Origin of the sequence: Paenibacillus sp. 2TAF8 (genome assembly GCF_052114825.1) — a bacterium.
In the GTDB taxonomy this organism is placed as follows: domain Bacteria; phylum Bacillota; class Bacilli; order Paenibacillales; family Paenibacillaceae; genus Paenibacillus.
Genome location: NZ_JBFRFN010000010.1, coordinates 202,236 through 218,945, shown reverse-complemented (window position 1 = coordinate 218,945; position 16,710 = coordinate 202,236). Strand labels below are relative to the sequence as shown.

Annotated in this window: 11 protein-coding genes; 3 read left to right on the top strand and 8 right to left on the bottom strand. The window is 46.4% G+C overall.

Going from position 1 to position 16,710, the window contains the following annotated elements:
- Positions 1–34 precede the first annotated feature (34 nt).
- From AB4Z30_RS17105 to uvrB, 5 genes are all read right to left on the bottom strand, one after another.
- The gene (locus AB4Z30_RS17105; RefSeq protein ID WP_441928463.1) at positions 35–1,930 is read right to left on the bottom strand and encodes a stalk domain-containing protein; all 1,896 of its coding nucleotides are present in this window, start codon (positions 1,928–1,930) and stop codon (positions 35–37) included.
- Positions 1,931–1,973: 43 nt separating this feature from the next.
- On the bottom strand, positions 1,974–3,104 hold the full coding sequence (locus tag AB4Z30_RS17100; RefSeq protein ID WP_441928503.1) for a S1C family serine protease: 1,131 nt from the start codon (positions 3,102–3,104) through the stop codon (positions 1,974–1,976).
- Positions 3,105–3,417: 313 nt separating this feature from the next.
- The gene (locus AB4Z30_RS17095; protein WP_090923015.1) at positions 3,418–3,627 is read right to left on the bottom strand and encodes a hypothetical protein; all 210 of its coding nucleotides are present in this window, start codon (positions 3,625–3,627) and stop codon (positions 3,418–3,420) included.
- A gap of 1,255 nt (positions 3,628–4,882) precedes the next feature.
- A complete protein-coding gene (gene uvrA, locus AB4Z30_RS17090; RefSeq protein WP_441928461.1) occupies positions 4,883–7,741 on the bottom strand; it encodes an excinuclease ABC subunit UvrA in 2,859 nt (952 codons plus the stop codon).
- A 204-nt stretch (positions 7,742–7,945) separates the two neighbouring features.
- Positions 7,946–9,937: an excinuclease ABC subunit UvrB gene (gene uvrB / locus AB4Z30_RS17085; RefSeq protein ID WP_441928459.1), complete on the bottom strand. Its 1,992-nt coding sequence runs from the start codon at positions 9,935–9,937 to the stop codon at positions 7,946–7,948.
- Positions 9,938–10,105: 168 nt separating this feature from the next.
- Between uvrB and AB4Z30_RS17080 the strand changes: the two genes are divergently transcribed.
- The gene (locus tag AB4Z30_RS17080; protein ID WP_441928457.1) at positions 10,106–10,906 is read left to right on the top strand and encodes a flagellar motor protein; all 801 of its coding nucleotides are present in this window, start codon (positions 10,106–10,108) and stop codon (positions 10,904–10,906) included.
- Complete coding sequence (locus AB4Z30_RS17075) at positions 10,890–11,729, top strand: flagellar motor protein MotB (protein WP_441928455.1); 840 nt, start codon at positions 10,890–10,892, stop codon at positions 11,727–11,729. Before AB4Z30_RS17080 ends, AB4Z30_RS17075 begins: the two co-directional genes overlap by 17 nt.
- Before the next feature lie 207 nt (positions 11,730–11,936).
- On the opposite strand, the gene AB4Z30_RS17070 is transcribed toward AB4Z30_RS17075, so the two are convergent.
- The 3 genes from AB4Z30_RS17070 to AB4Z30_RS17060 are packed head-to-tail and all read right to left on the bottom strand — an operon-like array spanning position 11,937 to position 15,242.
- Positions 11,937–13,112, bottom strand: a complete 1,176-nt coding sequence (locus tag AB4Z30_RS17070) for an ABC transporter permease (protein ID WP_441928453.1) — start codon at positions 13,110–13,112, stop codon at positions 11,937–11,939.
- Positions 13,105–14,295 carry an ABC transporter permease gene (locus tag AB4Z30_RS17065; protein WP_441928451.1) on the bottom strand — a complete coding sequence of 397 codons (1,191 nt, stop codon included), beginning with the start codon at positions 14,293–14,295 and terminating at the stop codon, positions 13,105–13,107. Before AB4Z30_RS17065 ends, AB4Z30_RS17070 begins: the two co-directional genes overlap by 8 nt.
- Before the next feature lie 11 nt (positions 14,296–14,306).
- Complete coding sequence (locus tag AB4Z30_RS17060) at positions 14,307–15,242, bottom strand: ABC transporter ATP-binding protein (protein ID WP_441928449.1); 936 nt, start codon at positions 15,240–15,242, stop codon at positions 14,307–14,309.
- Positions 15,243–15,479: 237 nt separating this feature from the next.
- Between AB4Z30_RS17060 and AB4Z30_RS17055 the strand changes: the two genes are divergently transcribed.
- Positions 15,480–16,697 (top strand): sensor histidine kinase, encoded by a 1,218-nt coding sequence (locus AB4Z30_RS17055; protein ID WP_441928447.1) that lies wholly within the window; start codon positions 15,480–15,482, stop codon positions 16,695–16,697.
- The last annotated feature ends 13 nt before the right edge of the window (positions 16,698–16,710 follow it).

The window sequence follows — 16,710 nt, the reverse complement described above, 5'->3', positions numbered from 1 at the left end:
GTGACCCTCCGGCAATTTCTACACAGCTTTCATTTTATTTAATAAAAGTAAATGAGTTCACTGCTTTTTCCATCATCGCAGCCTGCACTTGCGTACGGTTCGCATCATTTAGACCACTTGTGATCGTATACGTTATTCCATTCTTTTCAAACACAATCTGACGCCCGGTATACGGCACGCCCTTGTCTACTTCGTGATACGTAAAGGAGAACGCAGGCACACCTGCAAAGGTCAATTCCTCGCTACGAATCAGATTGAAACTTTTCCGAGTTTTGGCTGCCTCTGCATACGCCTCCCTCAGCTGACTAACCGTCATCTCAATCGACTTGTCCTCTGTAGCCGCAATGGAGAAGTCTCCGCCTGTGAACGTATAAACAACAGGTGAGCTTTCAAATCGGTCATTGTACGGCGTCCAGTAGCGCGGAATATCCACGCTGTAATGATATGTTTTAGACGTACGTGTGATCGTCTTCATTTTATCTGTCAGATATGGATCTTCATCCAGCTGACCAAAGTTATCTTTTACCGTATCAAAATCAATTTCTACACTCTTCATAATCTGTTCAAACCAAGCCCGGTCTGCAGCCTGTCCTTCAGGGAAGGTATACTCTGCGTAATAGCGATATCCGTTTTTCTGCAAAAGAACGTCAAACTCGGTCTGCCAGCCTGCACCGAAGTTATAGCGGAATTCATTCACCTCGGCCGTCTCACCAGAGACTTCCGTTGTAAACGCGCCTACTTGCTGATAGCTCTCTGCCGTGAAGGTATCACGCATCCACTTTTCGAGCTGATCACTCCAGTCTTTCACGGTTGCTCCAGACTTGGCTGAAGTCACACGAAGTTGCAAATACGCTCCGTCTTGATCTTGATAGACCATATTTTTATTATCCATAGACCAGCCAGCCGGAACCTTTAATTCAATACCGTAGTCATCATTCCATGCCTCTCGCATGCCTTCTTCCACCGTGGAAAGATCCTTAATCGTGCGATCAGACTGCGCATAGCTTGGCTCAAAGGAATTGAGGAATGAAGCATGCTTGCCCAAATCTTTATAATTGGTCGCTTCATAATCCGCTAAGTAGACATCATATTGACGACCGTCATGAACATACTGGCGCAACTCCCATAACACACCATCCGCATCTTTGACGACAACTCTTGCATAAGGGGTATTCCCTTTAGATACCGCTTCACGATCCAATACCGTATCTCCTGCCTGTTTGGCCACCTGCACCAACTGTGTCAGTAAGTCGTCCGCATCCAGCACAACATTCTGGTCGCTCACATACACTTCGAGAAAATAACTTTCATCCGTAGCGCCAAAGGTCATCATCCGTTCCTGTTCATCGGTTTGTAACACCAGCAGATCAGACGGATAATGAATCGACCAGCCATAATAGCTATTGCCAATTCTCGTTTTCCCCTTGTCCAGATCAATTCTGTCATCATCGGTACCCTCACCTGTTTGCAGCATACGAATGACGATCTCACCCGAACTGTTCGGCGCAAGCGTTGCACCAATTCCTGCAGCAACCGGGCGGAGAGGGACCATTAACACACCATTCACCATTTTCGGCGCAGCACCCATCTCGATTTTCGCTCCGTCAATCCAGGCAATGGAACTGTTGATCTTCAAGGCCACCACGTGTGGACCTTCTTTGATTTTGATGACGTCGTTTTTCTCCAGCCGAATTTCACTGCCAAACGCTTTTTTGAATACACCGACAGGCACCAGCGTCACGCCCTTAACCGTGAGTGGTTTCGTGATGTTTTGTTTCTTGCCGTTGATAAAAGCGCTTGTACTTCCTGCTTTGACCCGTAACTCATTCGTGATCAGATCATCAGCCGCCCATACCGGCAGGGCTGTGCCTGCCAATAACATCCCCGCTAATACCCCCGTGCTCAGCACGCGTAACCATGACTTCTTCATTCCGTTCATTCGTCCTCTCTAGATTCGGGTTGCTTGCCGGGCTTTATTGTTCTTCATCCATTAAAATCGATTCATTGGACTGCTCCTCTAGGGAAGCTCGATCCACGAGTACTACAGTGCGGGTTACAATGTCACCATCCGTTTGCACCAACAGCTTAATCTTCTGTCCAGGTAAATAAGCTTTGAGCAGTTCATTGATATCTACCACAGAAGATACACGTTTGCCCGCCACACTATAGATGGCATCTCCTTCTTGGATCTTGGCTTTCTTCGCTTCAGGACTCAGTACATCCGTAACCGTTAACGGGTCTTCTGCAGGCAGACCTACAATCGCCGACCAGCTCTCTTCCAGCTGTAATCCGAGACTTGCACGTTTGATCGTTCCATATTTGAAAAACTGATTGATGACAAAGTTCACGGTATCCACCGGAATGGAGAATCCCATGTTCTCAATGCCAACCGCAGAAAATTTCATCGAGTTAATACCGACAACTTCCCCTTTCAAGTTAACCAGAGGCCCTCCGCTATTCCCCGGATTAATAGCCGTGTCCGTCTGAATTAAGCGGTAGGAAGCTTCTACACCACGATTCAAACCACTGATCACACCAACCGTGGCTGAATTACGCAATGAAAAAGAAATCGGTGTACCAATCGCAATTACCGTTTCACCCACAGCCGCTTGCGAAGCTTTAGCAAACACCACAGGTTTAAGGGATTTGGCATCAATTTTAATTAGTGCAAGATCACTTAATGGATCACTGAATGATTCTGTAATGTTATATGTATTACCATCCGTCGTTACCACGACTGGATCAACCAACTCATCTACCACATGGGCGTTCGTCACGATCCATCCGTTAGATCGAATGATAACGCCTGTGCCATGTGCAAGATTATAGCGGTCATTTTCCGACCCGTTCTGATTTTCAGTCGTTTTGCCGATAATGCCTACCACGGACGGGGATACCTTCTCGATCACTTGCGGAATGTTTGCACTTCCTTTGTATGTATACGTTCCAGATTTGGCATCATATTGTCCACTGCCACCAAACATTTTCACCAGATCTTTGCTATTCACATACACCTGGCCGTCGATCACCTTGGCTTGCATGCCTGTCTTAGAAGATGCAGCTCCAGCCGTAGCCGCCATACCCATGGAGAGCACTACAATCATCGTCATAGCCGTCGCTCTCTTTAAAAACCTTTTCATGATTTCACCTGACCCTCTCTATACATCCTTCTTGCGCGACTGGACAGCCGATTCATGGCTGAATCTATCTTCTCTCTCATCTGCAATACTGGTATCCCTCAATGTATCATACAAATTATGCCTGTACAATCGTTTTAATTTTCGTTCTTTTTCGACAAAAAATGACTCTTCTCATCGGGATATGCAGGCATGAAAAAAACACCTTCCATCTCTATTATGGAAAGTGTTTAATACGGCTAACACGTATTCGCATCTCTATTGCATAGGTGTGTCTCTGTTAACCAAACCAGCCTGTAATCATCGCGTAGTCTGTCATCAAAAATACCAGCAGACTGACAACTGTAAACCCGATGGCAAACAAATTTTTCTTCGGTGCACGAAGCAGACGAACCAGTCCGATAAAAATCAGGATTGTAAACAAGATGACAAAAATATCAAATGCATTAAAATTCGATGTACTCGCCGTGGCAGCCTCTGCAAGCAGCATGGATAGACAGACCTCCTCACCATAATTGAACAACTAACGCATACCCTAAACTCTTCCTCTATGTTATCTGTACCCTGTTAGTAATGCAAGCCCTATCATCCAGAAAAATGAAAAAAATCCAGCTTGACCGCCTCGCTCATGAAAGCTTACCTAGTCTGATATGTAAACACTTTCATTAATCAGGCATATTAACAGCCAATAGATGATGACGTACACGGGTAGCAGATAAAATGTAGCAGGGAGATCGGAGCAGGGTGGAGAAGAAGTCATCGATGATTAGCGGCAGTTCTAACGATCACCACGGAGCTTATTAGGCCGATTATCACCTGTTTCAAAATCTAACGATCATGAGGAACCTTATTTCACTCAAAATCGTCGAAAAACAGTCTATTCCTCGATTTTTCGATGAAATAACGTCGCTGGTGATCGTTACAATTCTGAGTTGTCTGATTTTGCTCAAATAAGCTCTTCTGTGATCGTTAGAATATTTCGAGTTGGATCGGTAGATGACGGAAACTACTCTGTCGGTTTACCCGCGATCAACTCATTTAATAAATACACTTTAGCGCAATTCTTACACTTAACATAACACCTCCAGCGTAGGCCCCCTCTCATTAAAGACTCCATAACTATTATCAAATATTGTAAAATCTAAAACCCTCTTAAAGATTCTCGGCCCTTTTTAATACTTCTTTTTAATTTTTTAGTGATTACTCCTAACCCCGTACTGATTACGGCTTATTGCTTACTTATTGTTACTTACTACTTGTTACTTACTACTTGCTACTTGCTACTTGCTACTTGCTACTTGCTACTTGCTACTTGCTACTTGCTACTTGCTTAGTAATGCTAACTGTTTATTCTTCTGGTTGACACTGCTGACCTCCTTTATTCCTTTGATCAGTATGTTCCTGTTACCGACCTCTACTTCTACTTCTACTTCTACTTTGATTTCTACTTAATGTACTTATAATCTTTAAGAATCCGCTCCACCTTTTTATCGCTGATTTCTATCCCCCAAATTTCCCCCTACTCTTAAACAACACAAAAAAACCCTCCTCACCGCAGAAAAGGTTGTGGATTGTCATCCAAAGCCTATTTCTCAGCAAAGAAGGTTCATATCTTTATGATAACTCAGTGCCTAATCGAATTTCACAGTACAAGTTACAGGTAAGCCGAACCGATCATGGCGCACTTACATAGTCCGAATTACAGATTCCCCACACTCTTACTCTTACTCTTACTCTTACCCTTACTAGTCCGCCAGTTGCAGGGCTCTGCTCCGCTCCGTATCGCGTTCCAATACTGGTTTCAGATACTTACCTGTATAGGATTCCTGCACTTTAATAATATCCTCTGGTGTTCCTGTCGCTACAATTGTACCGCCCCCGCTTCCGCCTTCTGGACCCAGGTCAACGATATAATCGGCTGTTTTGATGACATCCAGATTGTGCTCAATGACAAGTACCGATTCTCCCGAATCGACGAGGCGATGAAGCACGTTCAGCAGACGGTCAATATCATCGACATGTAGACCAGTGGTCGGCTCATCCAGAATATAAATCGTTTTGCCAGTACTCCGGCGATACAGTTCGGAAGCAAGCTTCACACGCTGTGCTTCACCACCGGACAGTGTTGTCGCAGGTTGACCCAGATTAATGTAACCGAGGCCGACATCAAGCAATGTCTGCATTTTGCGATGAATCTTCGGAATGTTCTCGAAAAATTGAGTAGCGTCCTCCACTGTCATCTCGAGCACATCCGAAATATTTTTGTTTTTATATTTCACTTCAAGTGTTTCACGGTTGTACCGTTTGCCTTTGCAGACCTCGCATGGTACGTATACATCCGGTAAGAAATGCATCTCGATCTTGATAATGCCGTCTCCCCGGCAAGCTTCACAACGTCCACCTTTGATGTTAAAGCTGAAACGACCCTTTTTGTATCCACGCACCTTGGCTTCGTTCGTCTGAGCAAACAGATCACGAATATCATCAAAGACACCCGTATATGTCGCCGGATTAGAACGTGGTGTGCGTCCAATCGGCGACTGGTCAATATCAATTACTTTATCGATATGCTCCAGTCCACGAATCTCCTTGTGTTGCCCCGGGCGTACTCGCGCACGGTTCAGATCCCTTGCCAGCGTTTTGTACAAAATTTCGTTGATCAGCGTAGATTTACCCGAACCGGACACTCCCGTTACAGCGGTAAATACCCCTACAGGAATTTTTACATTCAGATTCTTCAGATTATTCTCTTTGGCGCCGCGTACTTCCAGCCAGCGATCCCCAACACTTCGGCGTTCGTTACGAATCGGTATAAACTTCCGTCCACTAAGGTACTGACCCGTTAATGAGTTTTCATCATTCATAATCTCTTCCGGTGTACCCTGTGACATAATCATACCGCCGTGAATCCCTGCGCCTGGGCCAATATCGATAATGTAGTCCGCAGCCATCATGGTATCTTCATCATGCTCAACCACGATCAATGTGTTTCCGATATCCCGCATATGCGCTAGCGTGGAGATCAAGCGATCATTATCCCGTTGGTGCAGACCAATACTTGGCTCATCCAGAATGTAGAGCACGCCCATTAGGCTGGAACCTATTTGAGTGGCTAGTCTGATCCGCTGTGCTTCACCGCCGGACAACGTTCCAGCGGCACGGCTTAGCGTCAGGTAGTCCAGGCCTACATTAACAAGGAAGCCCAAACGGCTGTTAATCTCTTTCAGGATCAGTTTGGCAATGGTTTGCTCTTTTTCGGTCAACTGCAACGAATCAAAGAATCGTCCCGCTTCACCGATAGACAGACTTGTTACATAAGCCATGTTGTGATCATTAATCGTTACTGCAAGGCTTTCGCGTTTCAAACGCTGTCCTTTACATGTCCCGCAAGGCTTCGCACTCATATATCCTTCAATGAACTCACGGATGCCTTCAGAAGCAGTTTCGCGATAACGACGCTCCAGATTGTTAACGATCCCTTCAAACGTAACCAGCGCTTCCTTACGTTGTCCAAAATCATTTTCGTAGCGGAACTTTATTTTCTCAGAGCCTGTCCCTTGTAGTAACTTGTTCATCTGATCAGCAGGCAGATCCTCGACAGGTACATCCTGCGGAATATTAAAGTGTTCACATACCGAGCGGAGAAACTGCGGATAATACGTGGACGTTCCTCCGGTCCAGGCATCAAACGCCCCTTCTTCAATCGTTTTGCTGCGATCTGGCACAAGCAGATCCGGGTCTACAATCATTTTGACACCCAAACCGTCACAATCCGGGCAAGCACCAAATGGGCTGTTAAAAGAGAACATCCGAGGCGCCAGCTCATCAATGCTGAATCCGCAAACTGGGCAGGCAAAATTCGAACTGAAGCGCAGCTCTTCTTCACCAATGATATCAACGAGCAACTGCCCACCGGACAGATTGAGAGCCGTCTCAATAGAGTCTGCCAGGCGTGCCTGAACGTCATCTTTTACAACGATCCGGTCAACGACAACATCTATTGTATGTTTTTTGTTTTTCTCCAGTTGGATGTCTTCCGATAGGTCGCGTAGTTCCCCATTAACACGCACACGCACAAAACCTTGTTTGGACACATCAGCAAATACACTTTTGTGTTCCCCTTTGCGCCCCGCAACAATTGGAGCCAGAATCTGTAACCGGGTACGTTCAGGGTATTGCATGATACGATCCACCATCTGTTCCACGGTTTGTGATGTAATCTCAATCCCGTGATCCGGACAATGCGGGTGACCGACACGTGCAAACAGGAGACGCAGGTAATCATAGATTTCGGTAACAGTTCCTACCGTGGAACGTGGGTTACGGCTTGTTGTTTTCTGATCTATTGAAATCGCGGGCGACAAACCCTCAATGGAATCGACATCCGGTTTCTCCATCTGACCTAAAAACTGACGTGCATAGGCCGATAATGATTCTACATAACGCCGCTGTCCTTCGGCATAGATCGTATCAAACGCTAGCGAGGACTTGCCTGATCCGCTCAAACCAGTCAATACGACAAAGCGGTCACGCGGAATGGTGATATCGATGTTTTTCAAGTTGTGCGCTCGTGCGCCTTTGATGACAATGTTCTCGCTCGCCAATGGTATTCATCCTCTCATTGCTTTTCTATAAACCTCTTAACCAAATTCGTCATTTTTATCAGTATTGACTCGATTTCGGGATTTCATTATCTCTTATTATCGGGTCAACGGATACATTTCTTCACTCAGCAAGAGAACGGCCAACTGGCCGTTCTCTTAACACAAAGTTTCAATCAAGGAAACTCTTCCTCTATCGATTTATATCTATTCTGCTCGCAATTCCAGCAGTGCATCACGAAGCTCGGCGGCACGCTCAAACTGCAAGTTTTTGGCTGCGTCTTTCATCTCTGCTTCTAGACGCTGAATAAGCGACTGCCGCTCTTTCTTCGACATCTTCTCGGCAGCGCCAGTCAGGTACTCGTTTTTGGATTCAGCAACCTTCGTTGCCTCAATCACATCACGTACTTTTTTGCGAATCGTCTGTGGTGTAATGCCGTGTTTCTCATTGTACTCCATCTGAATGGTACGACGTCGTTCCGTCTCTTTCATCGCTTTATCCATGGAATCCGTCACTTTGTCACCATACAAAATAACTTTACCCTCACTGTTCCTCGCGGCACGCCCGATCGTCTGAATCAGGGAACGCTCGGAACGCAGGAAGCCTTCCTTATCCGCATCCAGAATAGCCACCAGTGAAACCTCCGGTAAATCCAGACCTTCCCGAAGCAAGTTAATTCCAATCAATACATGGAAGGTACCCAGCCTCAGATCACGCAGAATCGACATCCGTTCCAGCGTTTTGATCTCCGAGTGCAGATATCTAACCTTAATGCCAACCTCCTTCAGGTAATCCGTCAGGTCTTCCGACATTTTCTTGGTCAGCGTAGTGATCAGCACCCGCTCGTCTTTGGCAATCCGGTCGTTAATCTCTGCAATCAGATCATCAATCTGTCCTTTCGTTGGACGTAGCTCAATGACAGGATCAAGCAAACCAGTTGGACGAATAATCTGCTGAACCATCGTATCGGTATGTTCGATTTCGTACGGTCCCGGTGTGGCAGATACATAGATGATTTGGTTCATTTTCCCTTCAAACTCTTCGAACTTAAGCGGGCGATTATCGAGTGCCGAAGGTAGACGGAAACCATGATCCACCAGCACAGTCTTCCTCGCTTGGTCACCATTGTACATCGCGCGAATCTGCGGCAAAGTGACGTGAGACTCATCCACCACGATCAGCATGTCATCCGGGAAGTAATCCATCAGTGTGTATGGTGTATCTCCACGTTCACGGAAGGTCAACGGTCCGGAATAGTTCTCGATCCCTGAGCAGAAACCAACTTCCTTCATCATCTCAATATCATAACGTGTACGCTGTTCTAGCCGCTGCGCTTCCAGCAACTTGCCTTGCTCACGCAACACTTCAAGCCGTTCTTCCAACTCACGCTCGATATTCACCAGCGCCACGCGCATCGTTTCTTCTTGGGTTACGAAGTGAGATGCCGGGAAAATGGCAATGTGCTCACGTTCACCGATCAATTCTCCGGTCAAGACGTCAATCTCGGTGATTTTCTCAATCTCGTCTCCGAACAGCTCAACTCGAATGGCATGTTCACCCTTGGAAGCCGGGAAAATCTCAATAACATCGCCACGGACACGGAACGTGCCACGTACAAAGTTAATATCATTTCGCTGATACTGTATTTCTACAAGACGGGACAAAATCTGATTACGTGGTTTCTCCATCCCTACTCGCAGTGACAACAACATGCTGGAATAGTCATGAGGCGAACCCAAACCGTATATACACGACACACTCGCTACAATAATGACATCGCGCCGTTCAAACAACGAACTGGTCGCTGCGTGTCGCAGCTTATCAATCTCTTCATTGATGCTCGAATCCTTCTCGATGTACGTATCTGAGGAAGGAATATAGGCCTCTGGTTGATAGTAGTCATAATAACTGACAAAATACTCAACCATGTTATTCGGAAAAAATTCCTTGAACTCACTCGCCAGCTGTGCTGCCAGTGTCTTATTGTGCGCAATAATCAACGTGGGACGTTGCAGCTTAGCAATGGTCTGTGCAATGGTAAATGTTTTCCCTGTACCTGTTGCACCCAAAAGCGTCTGGTATCTCTTCCCTTCCTGAACACCCTTCACCAATTCCTTAATGGCTGCAGGCTGATCACCCTGGGGAGAAAACTCTGACTCGATTTCGAACGTTTTGTCGCTCATAATAATATCGCTCATTGCCGTATCTCACCCTATCGTCTAAAATAATAGTCACTATATATTGTCGAAGTTCCCCGAATTTCCAGTTGGGAAAACTTATAGTAATAGGAATATTTGTTCCCGTTCAATTATACCTTGTTCGTTTTAGTGATGCAACGTGAAATCAAGATAGGAGTGGGTTAATTTATGGATATTGCGACACTTATCGGTATCATAGCCGGAATTGCCGCAGTTATCAGTGGTTTTCTGTGGGAAGGCGGTCAGTTATCTGGCCTGTTGCAGAAAACGGCTGCTTTAATCGTGTTCGGAGGTACAATTGCTGCCGTAGTAGCCAGCTTTCCTTCATACCGTCTGCGCACGATTCCTGCTGCTTTACGCATGGCGTTTGGACGTCATGCTCATGATTCCAAACAATGGGTTGAAGAACTGATCGAGATGTCATCCATTGCCCGCAGATCCGGTGTGCTTGCCCTGGAACGCAGAGTAGTTGATCATCCACATCCATTCTTACAAGATGGTATCCAGATGGTTGTTGACGGTACAGATCCGGATGTTGTTCGGCAGATTCTGGAGATGGAGATTGATTCTGTAGAACAGAAGCATGAAGGTTATGCCAAAATATTTGAATCTGCCGGCGGTTATGCCCCAACGATGGGTATCATCGGAACCGTAATGGGACTGATTCAAGTGCTAGGAAGCTTAACCGATCCAACAGGACTCGGACCAGCCATCGCTGTTGCTTTTACCGCCACCCTGTATGGAGTTGCCAGTGCTAACCTGATCTTTTTACCCATCGCTTCCAAAATCAAATCCAGAGGGGCTGACGAAGTTCAATCCATGGAGATGATGCTCGAAGGTGTGCTTGCCATTCAGAATGGTGAGAATCCGCAGCTTGTACGCAAACGGTTAGAGTCTTTTACACTCTCACACCGCCGATTCGTACAGCCTCCGCTTGCAAAGGAGGGATTGGATGAGTCGTCGCAGTAAACGGCGTGCCAAACGTGAAACTGCTGATCATCGGGAGCGGTGGATGATTACCTATGCCGATCTCATTACGCTGCTGCTGATCTTTTTTGTCATCATGTATGCCATGAGCAATCTCGATTCCGGTAAATATGATGTCGTGACTCAATCCCTTCAAAGCACTTTTAATAAATCGGACTCCATTCTTGAGCTTGGGGATGGACTCGGCGAGACACCTGGTCAAACAATTACCAAGACACCCCCATCCCAGGTTCAGGGAGGATCAGAGGATAACCCAGACCCGGCATCAGATTCGGGTAAAGATAGCCCAGATGAAAACAACCGTCCACTCACAGAACGAGAAGAACAGTTCAGGACACAGGAGCAGGAACTGCAAAATCTATTCAATGTGATTACCCAATATATTGAGGATAATCAACTGGATAATCAAATTTTTGTCGCGGACAAGCCGCAGGGCATCTCCATTACGCTAAGTGATCGTTTTTTATTTGACCAAGGGCAAGCCGCACTGAAAAAAGATGCTGCGCCCACACTGAGCAAACTCGCCAGTTTGTTTCGCAGTCTTCAGATGGTAGTTAGTATTGAGGGACACACAGACAATATTCCAATTGGGGCAAATTCCACCTTCAAAGATAACTGGGAGCTATCCGGAGAACGGGCGTTATCGGTACTCCGCTTCTTTCTGGATCAAGGTAAACTTGACCCCGACCACTTCCAATACGCGGGTTATGCGGACACTCGCCCAAACGGAGATAATAAAACCGCCGCTGGAAGACAGAAGAATCGCCGGGTTGAAATTACGGTACTTCGCCAGTTGCAACCTTAGTTGATGGCCGCGAGTTGTAACCGTACTGCAAGTCTCGGACAACCATTAATGTGAAATTAGGTAATAAAGTTCATTCGAAAAGTAGAACATCAAAAAGCACGTACTGCGATATTCATCCCGGCAGACGTGCTTTTTCTGATCATTTTATACTTGCATTATACTCAATAACCAGTAATCGTAACCCTGCTCTCGTTCTGTTCTCTTATTCTACGCATCCATCCCTGGCTGATCCGGACGAAGGATGACCGAACCGACAGCTAGCAGTATCACAGCCATGACAAACAGGATTAACAGCGGCAGGGCGATGTCCGCCAACGTGCCTCCGGCAGAGATCGTTTCTACAGCCTGAATCGTCCACTTCTGGGGTACAAAGTTCGCCAGCTTCTGCATATACTCCGGCATGATGGATAATGGCCAGAAGCAACCCCCAATCATACAGGTAGGTACAATAATGAGGGAGTTTAACATACTGGCATTTTTGGTTTCACGAATGAGTCCGCTGACAGCACTTGCAAGTCCCATTGATACCAGCATAAATGCTCCAAGAATCAGGAAGTGAATACCAAACGGAATCCCTGCATCATAATGCAGCACCCATCGGCTTATGCCGAGCACGAGCGTAATCTGGATGACTCCAATCGCAAGACTGCCTAGAAAATTACCAAGCGCGATCTCATATGATCTGACCGGAGCGGTATACATTCGAGCCATGGTTCGCTGCTTTCGGTCTTCCATAATAATAGCAACCGCACTCGTTAATAACCCCATCATGAACATGATTGTAAATCCGGTGACGTTATTTAAGCCCGGCTTGGGATACAGCTGCAGATGTAATGCTTCCCCAGATAGATGATGCTTCCCGATCTCTTGCAGGAGCTGTTCGAGTTTCCCCTCCTGATCCTTAGCGTCAGCGTTAGAAGGCGACATGGCTGCAGATGTTTGTACCGCAGTAACAGATTGTTTCAACCCATCGGCAACCCCTTCGGCGGCTGCCCGAAGGATGTATGAGCTTTCGCTGACACGCATTTCAATCCACTGGATCTCTGCGGGCTTGCCCTGTAGCAATGATTGGGTGTAATTCGCGGGAATCACAATTCCCATGCTTCCTTTTTGCCGAACGATATCAGACTTCACTTCCGCCTCGTTACTCACAGCTTTGAAGCTGAAGTCCTTTGTGCGAGCAAGCTCGTTGATCATCCATGATCCTGCAATCCCCTCATCCATATTGACATAAGAAACGACCGCACGACTTGCCTGCTCACTTCCAAAAAGAGCAACTGCACCAGTCACTACAAGACATGGCAGCAGTAAAAATGCAACAAACCCACGTTTACGCCCCAGTGTTCTCCGGATCATTAGCCAAGCGATATGCAGACTATTCATAACGGTATCCAACCTTTCTGTATACCACTGCTGCAGCGGCTGCGAGCACTGCACACACAGCCCCGAGCATTAAAATATTGTGTATGATCTCTTGCATGGTTGCATTCAGCATCATACTAAGAAAACTTTGAAGCGCCCAATGGTTCACTGTGAATTCGCTGATGCGCTGTACAAAATCAATGGCGATCGGAGTAAATCCTCCGCTAATAAAAGTCATCACGATGATAATACCCTGCATTAAAGCAGTAGCTGAGGCAGCACTTTTACTAACCAAGGCCACAATAATGCCCAGGGTCATGGATGCCAGCGTAATAAGTATACAGATCAGTACGATCAACCAAGGATGACTCCCCCAATTCACGCCAAATAACAGGTTCGTCATCACGATAATAATGATTGCTTGTAAAAAGGCAAGCAGACTGTTGCCTGCAACTTTGCCTGCAAAGATCACTCCATTGCCTACTGGAGTTGCCTGAAGACGCGCAAGCGTTTGTTTGTCGCGCTCCGTAAACAGGCTGTTAACGGTGGTCATACCAGAGTACAACATAAACATCGCCAGCATGGCTGCTGCGTAATATTGTGAAGCGCTGTAGGTTTGACCGGAATGTCCCGGGCTACTGACCCTAATATTGGGCTGTGCAGAGGTTGATCCCTTGCCATCTGGCGTGGCAATCGCCATCATCGTTTCTGCCCCGAGGACTTTTGCAATGGCAGCCTGTCGATTTAGCTCATCCGCAAAGCTGGTGAATAAAGTCTGTGCCACTACATTAAGTGTGTTGTCTTTTCCAAGTATCCATTGCAACTTAACGGTTTCTCCTGCCATCCATTGCTGCACCATATCGGAAGTTATGATGACCGCAAAATCAAGATCCCCTTGTTTTAACGCATCAACCGTTTCGTCCTGCGAAGACATATTTTTAACCTGTATCATTTGGGCCACCTCAGGCGTAGCCACAAAGGCATTCAGAGCTTCGCCTACCGGAGAGGATGCCGCTTCGTTCGATTGCACAATCCCCACGCGCAACGTATCAGGCGTCGTATCTTTTCCAGTCCCCATCGCGCTCGATAATGCCGTTCCTAAGATGAAAATTAATAATAAAGGCAGAATAAACAAATTAATGACCACAGAACGAATTTTCAGAATACGTCTGAGTTCAAAGATACAAATATGCCATATGCTCATGCCATCTCCTCCTAGTCTCGAAGCGTACGCCCGGTCAGATTGAGGAAAAGCGTTTCGAGATCCGGCTCTTCGACCCGGAGGGATTGGATGGATATGTCATGCTTGCTGCAAATAAACAGCATATCTTGCAGTGCCTGCTGTGCCGAAGGCAGCATAATCGTTAATGTGTCTTCCGTAACTTCTACTGCCCGTACACGTGGGTGAAGCTTAAGTTCTTCTACAACACCGGCATCAATGCCCGAAGTTGCAAGTACAATTTTTTCCTCCGATGCAACTCGTTCCCTTAGTTCGGCCTCAGTTCCACAAGCAATAATCCGGCCTTGATCCATGATGGCTACCCGATTACTGATCGCTGCAACCTCCTCCATATAATGACTTGTATAGATGATAGTCGAGCCCATCTTGTTGAGCGTTCGCACCGATTCAAGAATGTGATTGCGGGATTGCGGATCAATGCCGACGGTGGGTTCATCCATAATAATCAGATCGGGTCGATGACTGAGCGCACATGCGATGTTGAGTCTGCGTTTCATGCCTCCCGAGAAGGTAGATGGGGCATCCTTGGCCTTATCTTGCAAACCGACAAATTCAAGAGATTCCTGTACTCTCTCTTTGAGCATCTTGCCTCGTAATCCATACAGCCGGGCAAAAAATGTAACATTATCCGCAGCACTCATCGTTTCATACAAAGCCAAATCTTGCGGAACCAGTCCAATCTTACGCTTCACATCGAGTGGTCTCTCCTTCACCGATATGCCATCCAGTCTGATCTCTCCCTGATCCATGCTGAGCAGACCTGCAATCATGCTAATGGTGGTGCTTTTCCCCGCTCCATTCGGGCCAAGCAGACCAAAAATCTCTCCCTTCTGTACACTTAAGTTGAGGTGATCCACCGATAACTTGCTGCCGTATCGTTTTACAACGTGATCCATTTCCAATATGTTCATCTACGTATGCCCCTCCCATATGAGCTCTTACCGCGATATTCCTAAGTCTATTGTAACGAATGTGTCCTCTTGGCGAAGGTACATAAAGTCATCATCCAAAGGTGACTTAAGTCATCTCCTGATGTTGCGGTGGCCTATGTTATAATCAAGGATGCGTTATCGGGAGTTCTATCCTGGCTTTCTTCCATCTGCAAACACTTTATTCTTCAATCCATATAAAAAGGATGTAATTTACATATGCCCTTGGGATTCCTGCAATATGGTTTATTAGTTGTACCTGCTGTGTTGTTCAGTTTGACCCTTCCTTTACATGGCGAAGCACAGTATACCTTTTACATCCTGATCTCGATCGGACTCGCTGTAGCAAACCGCTTTACTAGTTCAGGCGCAGGGCAAACGCTGTTATTTCTGGCAGAAATTTTGTGGGCAAGCTGGTTGATGGCACTATATGGTCCCTTTATGATTTTCATCTCTCTATCCGTTCTCTATGTTTATATGTATCGACTCGGTGGATCTATAAGATGGTTCATTTTAGGGATTCAGCTGATTACAACGAATCTCGCATTGTACTGGCATGTTGCAACTCCAACTACGCTCAGTCCTGGAGCCATAGAAGTTCAAATGAATACCATTAGCTGRTTCTCGGACTCTGTGAAGATAAGCATTGGTGTGAACCTGCTCCTATGGATGACGGCGGCCCTCTCCTGGCAAGGAGCCAAAGCGGCACACCGTCGTCAGCAACTGGAGCATGTGTATGACGAGCTACGGCATAAGCATTATGAGCTGCAAGAAACGCGTGCACAACTGCTTTTATTTTCCAAACAATTAGAAGATGCGGCTCAGGCAGAAGAACGTGTTCGAATATCCCGTCAGCTTCATGATGATATCGGACATCGTCTAATCCGCACAAAAATGATGTCAGAGGCTGCATTGCTCACGCTACCCTTGAATAACGAACAGGGTACCGAAATGGTCAAGCAGATTCGAGATCAACTTGCCGCAAGTATGGATGATATGCGTAACACGCTTCATAAACTTCGTCCTGATTTTCATGCATCCGATACCTACGCATTGGATCGTCTATTAGAGGAAGTCGGCCGCGATACAGGGATACAGACCCATTACGAAATTGTTGGTCAACCACACGCTCTCTATCCAAGTACGCAGATTGTGTTATTCAAAAATGCCAAAGAAGCTGTGACGAATGCCATTAAACACGGTAAAGCCACTTCCATTCGTTTGCAGCTGGCTTTTGGACATCAGGAGATTTGTATGAGCATCAGTAATGATGGCAGCACACATTCCCTTTTAGATGCCGGTACAACAACGGGCTTTGGGCACGAGGGTATGCGCCAGCGTACACAGTTCATTGGAGGTACCATTGAGGTTCAATCCACTGCCCCATATACCGTTATCACTCGAATCCCCATTACAAACAAAATGAATTTACTGTAAGAAGGAAAGGAAT

Coding starts and splice junctions, on each gene's coding strand:
- AB4Z30_RS17100 (WP_441928503.1), bottom strand. CDS start 3,104: ATGATTGTAGTGCTCTCCATGGGTATGGCGGCTACGGCTGGAGCTGCA.
- AB4Z30_RS17065 (WP_441928451.1), bottom strand. CDS start 14,295: ATGAGCATATGGCATATTTGTATCTTTGAACTCAGACGTATTCTGAAA.
- AB4Z30_RS17105 (WP_441928463.1), bottom strand. CDS start 1,930: ATGAAGAAGTCATGGTTACGCGTGCTGAGCACGGGGGTATTAGCGGGG.
- AB4Z30_RS17075 (WP_441928455.1), top strand. CDS start 10,890: ATGAGTCGTCGCAGTAAACGGCGTGCCAAACGTGAAACTGCTGATCAT.
- AB4Z30_RS17095 (WP_090923015.1), bottom strand. CDS start 3,627: ATGCTGCTTGCAGAGGCTGCCACGGCGAGTACATCGAATTTTAATGCA.
- AB4Z30_RS17070 (WP_441928453.1), bottom strand. CDS start 13,112: ATGAATAGTCTGCATATCGCTTGGCTAATGATCCGGAGAACACTGGGG.
- AB4Z30_RS17060 (WP_441928449.1), bottom strand. CDS start 15,242: ATGAACATATTGGAAATGGATCACGTTGTAAAACGATACGGCAGCAAG.
- uvrB (WP_441928459.1), bottom strand. CDS start 9,937: ATGAGCGATATTATTATGAGCGACAAAACGTTCGAAATCGAGTCAGAG.
- AB4Z30_RS17080 (WP_441928457.1), top strand. CDS start 10,106: ATGGATATTGCGACACTTATCGGTATCATAGCCGGAATTGCCGCAGTT.